Origin of the sequence: Acinetobacter sp. P8-3-8, assembly GCF_000214135.1 — a bacterium.
Lineage (GTDB): Bacteria > Pseudomonadota > Gammaproteobacteria > Pseudomonadales > Moraxellaceae > Acinetobacter.
Map to the genome: position 1 here is coordinate 1 of NZ_AFIE01000083.1, position 7,563 is coordinate 7,563.

The 7,563-nt window shown below is 39.3% G+C and carries 16 protein-coding genes; 5 read left to right on the plus strand and 11 right to left on the minus strand.

Features of this window, described 5'->3' with window-relative positions:
• From GGG_RS0117840 to GGG_RS0117870, 7 genes are all read right to left on the minus strand, one after another.
• Positions 1 to 226, minus strand: a 226-nt coding sequence (locus GGG_RS0117840) for a hypothetical protein (protein ID WP_010117436.1), incomplete at its 3' end; no start/stop codon positions are given.
• Between the two features lie 49 nt (positions 227 to 275).
• Positions 276 to 935: a hypothetical protein gene (locus GGG_RS0117845; RefSeq protein ID WP_010117437.1), complete on the minus strand. Its 660-nt coding sequence runs from the start codon at positions 933 to 935 to the stop codon at positions 276 to 278.
• Positions 932 to 1,861 (minus strand): hypothetical protein, encoded by a 930-nt coding sequence (locus GGG_RS0117850; protein ID WP_010117438.1) that lies wholly within the window; start codon positions 1,859 to 1,861, stop codon positions 932 to 934. The genes GGG_RS0117845 and GGG_RS0117850 overlap by 4 nt, the downstream gene beginning before the upstream one ends.
• A gap of 10 nt (positions 1,862 to 1,871) precedes the next feature.
• A complete protein-coding gene (locus GGG_RS0117855) occupies positions 1,872 to 2,969 on the minus strand; it encodes a hypothetical protein (RefSeq protein WP_010117440.1) in 1,098 nt (365 codons plus the stop codon).
• Positions 2,969 to 3,361 carry a hypothetical protein gene (locus GGG_RS0117860; protein WP_010117441.1) on the minus strand — a complete coding sequence of 131 codons (393 nt, stop codon included), beginning with the start codon at positions 3,359 to 3,361 and terminating at the stop codon, positions 2,969 to 2,971. Before GGG_RS0117860 ends, GGG_RS0117855 begins: the two co-directional genes overlap by 1 nt.
• Positions 3,358 to 3,558: a hypothetical protein gene (locus GGG_RS0117865; RefSeq protein ID WP_010117443.1), complete on the minus strand. Its 201-nt coding sequence runs from the start codon at positions 3,556 to 3,558 to the stop codon at positions 3,358 to 3,360. The genes GGG_RS0117860 and GGG_RS0117865 overlap by 4 nt, the downstream gene beginning before the upstream one ends.
• A gap of 59 nt (positions 3,559 to 3,617) precedes the next feature.
• Positions 3,618 to 3,815 (minus strand): hypothetical protein, encoded by a 198-nt coding sequence (locus GGG_RS0117870; protein WP_010114710.1) that lies wholly within the window; start codon positions 3,813 to 3,815, stop codon positions 3,618 to 3,620.
• Between the two features lie 175 nt (positions 3,816 to 3,990).
• On the opposite strand from GGG_RS0117870, the gene GGG_RS0117875 reads away from it, so the two are divergent.
• Positions 3,991 to 4,314 (plus strand): hypothetical protein, encoded by a 324-nt coding sequence (locus GGG_RS0117875; protein WP_010117445.1) that lies wholly within the window; start codon positions 3,991 to 3,993, stop codon positions 4,312 to 4,314.
• 1 nt (position 4,315) lies between these two features.
• On the opposite strand, the gene GGG_RS0117880 is transcribed toward GGG_RS0117875, so the two are convergent.
• The 4 genes from GGG_RS0117880 to GGG_RS0117895 all read right to left on the minus strand — a co-directional run bounded on the left by GGG_RS0117880 (position 4,316) and on the right by GGG_RS0117895 (position 5,999).
• Positions 4,316 to 4,561 (minus strand): KTSC domain-containing protein, encoded by a 246-nt coding sequence (locus GGG_RS0117880; RefSeq protein WP_010117447.1) that lies wholly within the window; start codon positions 4,559 to 4,561, stop codon positions 4,316 to 4,318.
• Positions 4,562 to 4,608: 47 nt separating this feature from the next.
• Positions 4,609 to 4,965: a DUF1304 domain-containing protein gene (locus GGG_RS0117885; RefSeq protein WP_010117449.1), complete on the minus strand. Its 357-nt coding sequence runs from the start codon at positions 4,963 to 4,965 to the stop codon at positions 4,609 to 4,611.
• A gap of 60 nt (positions 4,966 to 5,025) precedes the next feature.
• Complete coding sequence (locus GGG_RS0117890; protein ID WP_010117451.1) at positions 5,026 to 5,241, minus strand: KTSC domain-containing protein; 216 nt, start codon at positions 5,239 to 5,241, stop codon at positions 5,026 to 5,028.
• A 77-nt stretch (positions 5,242 to 5,318) separates the two neighbouring features.
• Positions 5,319 to 5,999, minus strand: a complete 681-nt coding sequence (locus GGG_RS0117895; protein WP_010117453.1) for a LexA family transcriptional regulator — start codon at positions 5,997 to 5,999, stop codon at positions 5,319 to 5,321.
• A 79-nt stretch (positions 6,000 to 6,078) separates the two neighbouring features.
• Between GGG_RS0117895 and GGG_RS0117900 the strand changes: the two genes are divergently transcribed.
• The 4 genes from GGG_RS0117900 to GGG_RS0117915 form a co-directional block, all read left to right on the plus strand.
• A complete protein-coding gene (locus GGG_RS0117900; protein WP_005103769.1) occupies positions 6,079 to 6,264 on the plus strand; it encodes a Cro/CI family transcriptional regulator in 186 nt (61 codons plus the stop codon).
• An 8-nt stretch (positions 6,265 to 6,272) separates the two neighbouring features.
• Positions 6,273 to 6,548: a hypothetical protein gene (locus GGG_RS0117905; protein WP_010117459.1), complete on the plus strand. Its 276-nt coding sequence runs from the start codon at positions 6,273 to 6,275 to the stop codon at positions 6,546 to 6,548.
• 40 nt (positions 6,549 to 6,588) lie between these two features.
• Positions 6,589 to 6,783, plus strand: a complete 195-nt coding sequence (locus GGG_RS20020; protein WP_227500513.1) for a hypothetical protein — start codon at positions 6,589 to 6,591, stop codon at positions 6,781 to 6,783.
• The coding region (locus tag GGG_RS0117915) for a hypothetical protein (protein ID WP_029574699.1) at positions 6,780 to 7,563 on the plus strand (784 nt) is incomplete at its 3' end. The genes GGG_RS20020 and GGG_RS0117915, both read left to right, overlap by 4 nt.

The window sequence follows — 7,563 nt, forward strand, 5'->3', positions numbered from 1 at the left end:
GTTCATCCATAAAACTGCGACCATCCCTTAACCACACCTTGAGCATTAACTCATAACGCTCTTGGGCTTCTTTATTCATCACACCTTTATTACTGACGAATAAAGATTTCTTGTTCTTTTTGCTAAGGTAAAAACCTTTGTCTGTACCTTTAACTGAAAACCCAGCATTGCAATTGAATACAATGAATTTTTCAGTGAGTGGTTCTGGTAAAATTCTGATTTCCATCACAACCACCACGCCATTTGCCAAAGTTGAAAGTAAAGTTTTAGGAGGGTCATGCTGCCAATCTCCCTCGTTTGCGTTCCGCATAAAGCTTTTCGTAATAAGCTTGGCAGAGGGGCACCTTGTTTTTAATCTTCTGAATGATTGATTCATCACGCTCAATGACTACAGTTGTTAAGCGTTCACGAATATCAATTTCAGAAACTAAATTTATTAATTGTTCTTGATCTTCGTAAGGCTTCAATAACTCTTCAGGGCAAGGGAATAACCAGAAATCAATCTCTGCTCGATCACACTCGTAAAGCCACATGTAAGCTTGCATCTGAATGTCATAACCAGCTTTGATTACTTTGTCTTGAGCTTCATCCTGAAAGAATGGGTGAGTGCCAATATCCCAAGTACATTTGGTATCAATGATCAGTTTCTTTTTAAGATCAAGAACATCACATTCGCCAGTGATCAAATGGTTATCAACCCGACCAACATGCTTTTGATAAGGATGAACACGTATTTTTCCTGATAACTCGATCGCCATATCTTCGAGCAAGTTGCCTTTAGCAGTGTATTGATTTCCAGTAAAAGAGCGAAAAGTGAATAGATCCTCTTTCACAACAGATCGAATTTCAGTTTTAGCCGTATCAGAAAGGCTTTCACCTTTCTTTTTAGGTTCGCCGATTAGCTTGTGAAGGCTTGAGGCGCGGAATAGTTTCATCCTTGAGCCTCCACTGCGATTTTCTGAGCATCTGATAAATCATAGCCATCTAACAGATATGATTTTTCAATTGCATTTGCTGCTAATTGCTCTAACGCATCATCGAAAGCTTTATCATCAAGTTTCGGCTTTGCTATTGGCTGTTCTGATTTTTCAGCACTTGCATTCTTGAACCAGTCTTTTGGTGAGCTAATACCATCGCGCAAACTTGTGAAAATTTTACGTAAGGAAACAACGTTAGCAGGGGTGATGGCATCAACTCGACGTTGAATAAATCCCTCAATGTCTGCCTTAGTGACATTAAATTGTTCAAAAGCAACAACTAATTTTTGAACTCCCTCAGGTGATGTATCCGCAGATGCGTGAATTGTTTTTTCACATTGATCAACCGCTGCATCCACAACATCGCCAGGTATCACCCCAAGGATGCAAGCACGTAAACGACGAGCGCCATTGTTTGCAACAAGTTCATAAATATCGCGTGGATCTTCTAATTTTTTAGATCCATTTCGCGTATAACGTTTATGAGGTACTTGGAAAACTTTAGTTTGACGTGTATTTGTTTCAACATCCCAAGCAAAAGCCTCTACTGTTGATTCGCCATTTTCAGAAGATAGCTCACGAATTCCATACTGAATATTTCCCCAATTTTGAGCCAACATTTCCGCAAGACGAATTGAAGGACCTGAAATAGATGATCCTCCACGAGCATATGAATAAACTGCTGATTGAGCTAAACCCGGTCTTTGACATGCATTCATTACACGGTCATAAGCTTCAATTGGGTTACGTGGAAATTGTTTAGCAATTACTAATGCTGCTTGAACTTCTGCAACAGAGCGCTGAACATCTGATTGAACCGTTGATACAGCGCTGTTTTGTGGTGCTGTAGGCAGAAACGGATTTGTATTTACTGGTGCATTCATCTTCTAACCCTCAAAACTTGATTGACACATGTGGCACTTCACCTTTGTGAATCGCCTGTAAAATTTGTTTGCCTAATTCTTCAGAAACACCAATGCTCGTAAGACCTTGAAGCGCCTCATTACAGATTTTCTTTTTGCGAGCCTTGTTTGCTTCACGTGCTTGCTGTTCTTTAAGTTCGGCAGCAGCTTTTGCTTGAGCCTCTTGCTCAATACGTTTACGCTCAGCTTCAACCGCATTTTGACGATCAATTTCAGCTTGCTTTTCACGCTCAATAGCTTGTTGCTTTAATTGTTGCTCACGTAATTCGGCTTGTTCTTTTTCGAGCTTTAAGCGCGCTTCACGTTGTTCTGCTTCAAGTTTTTCACGTTCCGCTTTTTCAGCAGCTTCTTTACGCTCACGTTCGATACGATTTGCTTCGGCTTGTGCTTTCGCTTCAGCTTCAACACGTGCCTTGTCCGCAGCTTCACGTGCAATTTTTTCGTCACGTTCTTTCTGTTGGCGCTCGATTTCAGCTTGGCGTAGGCGCTCTAATTCAGCCTGTTCAGCTTCATATTTCTCACGAGTAACAAGTGTAGTGCGTAGCTTTTCAAGCGTTTCAAATTTGGCTAGTTTTGCTTGTTCTTCGTATTCCTCGAAAGATGAGTCAATCACTCGATTTTCAAGCTCAAAAATTGCATTTTTTATACTTTCAGCTGTCCAATCTCCTTCTGAATTTTGAATGAGGTTAATGGGCATGCGTATCACGGAAATAGCAGTTTCATGCTTCGCTTTACGATCTTCTTCAGTTTTTACATAAGCATCACGAGGTGCAAGAATTTCATCACGTAAAAAATCCATTTTTTTACAGAATTGAATACGATCCTGGTCAATAATTTTGATTTGTGCTTTTTGGTCAGCAACTAAATCGAGAGCATATTTTTCAGCAAGTTTTTTAGATGAGCTTACTTTTGCAGCTAAAGAACCGATTGCTTTACGACCCTTATCAGTTGTCACATCTGGTACGAATGAGCGAGCTTGTTCAGCAATACGCTCAAATAAAGCATCTGTACCACCTTGAGTTTGAAACGCCTGAACAATCACGTTTTGATCTAATACTTGTAATTCCATTACGCAACCCCTTTCAATTCATTAACTTTTTCTTCTTCAAAATGCGCCTTAAGCATTTCATTAAGTGTATAAACTTGACTATCTGTCAGTGCAAATCGAAGCCCTTGAACAGCTAGAATCTCGTCAAAATCCTCAACAATAGGGCGGTGCCAAGTAGCGACTTCAAGCAAGTCATAATTCACATCAACATCATTTTGCGGATCACTTGTAGTGTTCCAAGCCAGTGAGCTTGATGTTTGGTTTGCTTCAACCACAGCAGACACATAACAAGCGCTGTAGTTCGGTACAATCAACGAGAAATAAACTTTTGAGCCTTGGATAACAAACTCGTCAGCAACTACAAGTGTTTGGAAAGTAGGGGCTTCGGGAGCGTAGTTTGAGAGCATATTCATTGTTTCACTCCCACTTTAGCTGTTGCACTTTGATAACCTGAGCAACTAAAAACACCGCCTGCAAGCATTGCCAAGAGAATCAATACAAGGATTGAAGGGATAGCCAAGCCTGAGCTTCTATACTGAATGGTATTTTCAGCCGTTGGAGGCTGATTTAAATATTGAGTCGTTTGACTTTTAAGATGTGTTTGTTTCATACTTATCTCACTCTTTGAGTAGAAGCACACAGAAGGTCGAAGGTCAGTGTGCTTTTTTATTAAGAATTACTTTCAATTGCGGTTCTGAGTTGGCAAAAAAAACAATTACATTTTTCATCTTTTTCACCGTTTACCGCTTCTCCCATTTGCTGATTTAAGCCAGTACCTTCCAAAACGTATTTTTCCATTGCTTGAGCGTGTTCAACTTGACCGCCTGAAAGCTGAAGGAGTTGTAAGCGTAAATTTTGAATTTCCATTTTTTGTCTCACTGAGAAGGTTTGTTTGTCTGTGAGATAAATATAAGAAAACTTAGTTTTAGTGTCAAGCGGAAATATAAGAAATGTTAGTTTTATTTTTAGAAAACTTATTTTTTATGTTTTAATAGACAAAAGAAAACCCATCACAGGGATGGGTTGTTTGGAGTTTATAAGAATGAAAAACGCTACTTTAAGCAAAGGTACAGTGGTTTTGGTAAATGGAGTGCCTTTTAAGTTGGCTGGCGATGTTGAGACAGAGCAATCATTAGAGGTTTTGATAACTGCACTTAAGTCTGATCCGTTAAGTGAAGTAAGAGCAATTACTAATGCTGTACTCGATGCTCAGCAAGAATTATTAAAAGTGAATGGCTCGATGGTGAAGGAGGTTGTTCAAGGGTACGAAAGAACTCAAATGCTTAGAACGGTCGAAACCATTGCTAAGCTTGATAATGCTAAAGAAAAACTAGGCTGGCTTTGGGATTGCTTCCAAAGTCGCTGAGCTATTCAGGTTTGATAATTTTGATTTTGTCTTTGTACTGATAGTAAATTTCAGTCGTAAAAAAGGTTGATCGCTGACTAGATTTTTCAAGTTTTTCATATAATTCTCTAGGCACACCTTCGATTTGATATTCAAAACCGTTATCAAAACCAACGTCCAATCTACTTGGGTGATCATTAGACTCATCCAGGTAGCCAACCATAATAATGTTGTTTGGATTCTCAATCATTTCATCAATTAATGACATTATTTTCTCCACCCGATCATTCTAAGGGCTGCGTCGGGTTCGCAGTTTTAATAACCCAAAACTACCGATATTATTGCTATTAGAGCAGGAACGGCTTGTATGAATATGATTTTTCGACTTGCTGTGATTGAACCGTACACACCAGCAACCAAAACACAGCCAAGAAAAAAATAGGCTAAACTCTGATGAAGTTCGGCCGGAGCAATAGCAGCCCACAATAGGCCAGCAGCTAAAAAACCATTATAGAGACCCATATTTTGTGCGAGTGGTTTAGTTATTTGAGCCTTTTCCGGCGTATTACCAAAGGCTTTCAATCCTTTGGGTGTCTGCCATAAAAACATTTCCAAAATCAAAATGTAAACATGTAGTAGTGCAATCAAAAGAATTAGTATTTTTGAAATCATTGCTTGTCATCCACTTTGTAATACTGCTTATATAAACAACTATGTTCAGGTTATTGCTACTTATCCAAAAAGCTGAATTCGTTTCAATTTCTTGTTCGTTTCAATATGGCTTTTATAAAATTTGTCTTTGTCTGCTGAATCAACAAAACCCCTGAAGGTACTTGCCTCCAAAAGCTTGTAAATAAACCGTTCACCAGTCCTAAGTACTACTGTTAATAAGAAGTACTGATAAAACACATGGCTAATATTGCGGGAATTGACTTCAATTTTTTGCATGTCGCGCCTCACTCTTCGAAGGATCACAGCACATTAACTTTCAAATAACCCCAAGCCGCATATAGCGGCTTTTATTTTTACTTCTTACGCTGCTTCTTCTTAGCTCGATAAACATAGCGAATACAATCCACTACCTCGCCAACAAACTCACAATCCTGATCAAGCGGAATGATGTTTGGTTTAAATTCAGGGTTGATTGCTTGTAGGTATTTAGTGCCATCTGGTTCAATCACCAACCGCTTAAAAGTTGCATCATCAAACTTTCTAACAACAATAATGTCGCCTGAGTTCATGTCACAAAATGGCAGGGTCGGATCTACAAGAATGTAATCACCTTCATGGAATTCCGGGTAGTTACTCAAGCCTTGAACTTTCAGGTAAAAGCATTTTTCACAATCACCATCTGGAATTGGCAGCCACTCTTCCACCTGGGACATGTCAACAGATTCGACATTGGTCATCGTACCTGCCTGAACCCATGACAAGACAGGGGCCATGCGTGGTGCCACAGGAACCACATTAGACTGCTCTTTTTGCGTGGCGCTAGGATCACCTTTGCCAGTCAGTATGTATTCAGCCGTTACCCCAAAATGATTTGCCATTGCTTCTAATGATCCCGCTTTGGGCAAATAACTATCTTTTTCCCACTCAGTTACAGCGGGCGAACTCACTCCAGCAATCTTTGCTAATTGCACTTGAGTTAATTTTTTCGAACGTCTAAGCGCACGTATGCGCTGACCAATAGTTGTTTTTTCCATATAAGTAATCTTACATATTGCTTTTATAAGTTTTCTTTGATTAAATACTAAGAAATCTTATTTTATTGAGTAAATACCAATGACCAAACAAGAAGCATATAAGTTGCTTGGGGTTAATGGCGTTGAACTAGCGGGCTTGCTAGGAATTGAACCTTCTGCTGTTTACCAGTGGCCTAACAACAAAATCCCATTAGCACGTGAATACCAAATTCGAGATTTAGCTGCTGGCAAGCAGCCAATCAAACACAGCAAAGAAGTTGCATAGGTGAATTTATGAGCCTTGAAAAAAAATCTACACATGTTCGTTTATCTCCTGAGATTCACGAACGAGCAAAAACGCTCGCTGAAATTAAGGGTAAAGACCTAGCTCAATACTTAGCCTTTTTACTTGAAAAGGAAATTGTAGGTGAGTGGCATGTACTTAATTTACAAGCAAAATCTTTTGAGCGCTTGGGATTAAAAGCTTTAGTCAGGGATTTATCTACTGAAGTTTGTATTTCTGAGGGATCTGAAGGGATTGATCGGGATTTAGACAATAAAAAAGCCTGATGGTCAAGATCAGGCTTCATATATTCAGAACGAGGTAGAAATGAATATGAAAACAAATTTAGCACAAGAACCACCAGAGCTGCAAGCAACCTATCAAGAAAGAATGATTGAGCAAAAAATCAGACTTCTTGAAAGTGCGCTCAAAGCAAATATGGAAAAGCCTTGTTTAGACAATGCCATGGGTGTTGCCAAAGCACGTTATGACCTTTTTGATTTTTTGCGAGGTGCTGTGTGAATACATCAATCTCAATGATTAAGCTGATTGAGGCTATGAACGATCAACCAATTGCGTTTAACAAGCACTATGTTTTTATCGGGTGTGGAATTAATGGCGCACTAATGCTGTCGCAATTGGTGTACTGGACCGCACGTACTAAAAATTCTGATGGGTGGATCTACAAGACCCAACATGACTGGACTATGGAAACAGGTCTAACTCGAAAAGAGCAGGAGAATGCTCGGAAAAAACTTAAAGATCTAGGATTTTTAACGGAAAACAAACGCGGTGTACCGTGTAAGGTTTACTTTAAAGTTGAACGTGAAAATCTATATAAAGCATTAATAGAATACTCTGAAAGCCTTGATTCATCACAGTATGCACCAAACGGGCAATCTAGTCTGAACGAAACGGACGAACTAGTTGGCACGAAACGTACTAACAGTGTTGCACCAAACGGGCAATCTATTACAGAGAATACTACAGAGAATACAACAGATATTAATTTAGGCGCATCCGCACCCAAAGCACAAAAATTCTCTGCTAAAAAATTCTTATCTGAAAATGGAGTTTCTGAAGAAACAGCTCAAGAGTTTATTGATCTGAAAAACAAGAAACGTAAAACCATCACTGAGCGTGCTTTGAAAATCATTTTCAATCAGGCAAGTGAGGCAAAACTTTCAAATGAGCGTGTGTTCCAGATCATCGTTTTGCGTGGATGGGAATCTTTTAAAGCAACTTGGGCATGGCATGAAAGCAATGCTGAGCTTGAACAACTTGAAAAACCTACACTGGTTC

What these genes read in the sequence shown, in the direction of transcription:
- GGG_RS0117850 (WP_010117438.1), bottom strand. Translation starts at nt 1,861, where the DNA reads ATGAATGCACCAGTAAATACAAATCCGTTTCTGCCTACAGCACCACAA.
- GGG_RS0117870 (WP_010114710.1), bottom strand. Translation starts at nt 3,815, where the DNA reads ATGGAAATTCAAAATTTACGCTTACAACTCCTTCAGCTTTCAGGCGGT.
- GGG_RS0117860 (WP_010117441.1), bottom strand. Translation starts at nt 3,361, where the DNA reads ATGAATATGCTCTCAAACTACGCTCCCGAAGCCCCTACTTTCCAAACA.
- GGG_RS0117885 (WP_010117449.1), bottom strand. Translation starts at nt 4,965, where the DNA reads ATGATTTCAAAAATACTAATTCTTTTGATTGCACTACTACATGTTTAC.
- GGG_RS0117905 (WP_010117459.1), top strand. Translation starts at nt 6,273, where the DNA reads ATGAGCCTTGAAAAAAAATCTACACATGTTCGTTTATCTCCTGAGATT.
- GGG_RS0117895 (WP_010117453.1), bottom strand. Translation starts at nt 5,999, where the DNA reads ATGGAAAAAACAACTATTGGTCAGCGCATACGTGCGCTTAGACGTTCG.
- GGG_RS0117855 (WP_010117440.1), bottom strand. Translation starts at nt 2,969, where the DNA reads ATGGAATTACAAGTATTAGATCAAAACGTGATTGTTCAGGCGTTTCAA.
- GGG_RS0117900 (WP_005103769.1), top strand. Translation starts at nt 6,079, where the DNA reads ATGACCAAACAAGAAGCATATAAGTTGCTTGGGGTTAATGGCGTTGAA.
- GGG_RS0117875 (WP_010117445.1), top strand. Translation starts at nt 3,991, where the DNA reads ATGAAAAACGCTACTTTAAGCAAAGGTACAGTGGTTTTGGTAAATGGA.
- GGG_RS0117865 (WP_010117443.1), bottom strand. Translation starts at nt 3,558, where the DNA reads ATGAAACAAACACATCTTAAAAGTCAAACGACTCAATATTTAAATCAG.
- GGG_RS0117890 (WP_010117451.1), bottom strand. Translation starts at nt 5,241, where the DNA reads ATGCAAAAAATTGAAGTCAATTCCCGCAATATTAGCCATGTGTTTTAT.
- GGG_RS0117880 (WP_010117447.1), bottom strand. Translation starts at nt 4,561, where the DNA reads ATGTCATTAATTGATGAAATGATTGAGAATCCAAACAACATTATTATG.
- GGG_RS0117845 (WP_010117437.1), bottom strand. Translation starts at nt 935, where the DNA reads ATGAAACTATTCCGCGCCTCAAGCCTTCACAAGCTAATCGGCGAACCT.
- GGG_RS20020 (WP_227500513.1), top strand. Translation starts at nt 6,589, where the DNA reads ATGAATATGAAAACAAATTTAGCACAAGAACCACCAGAGCTGCAAGCA.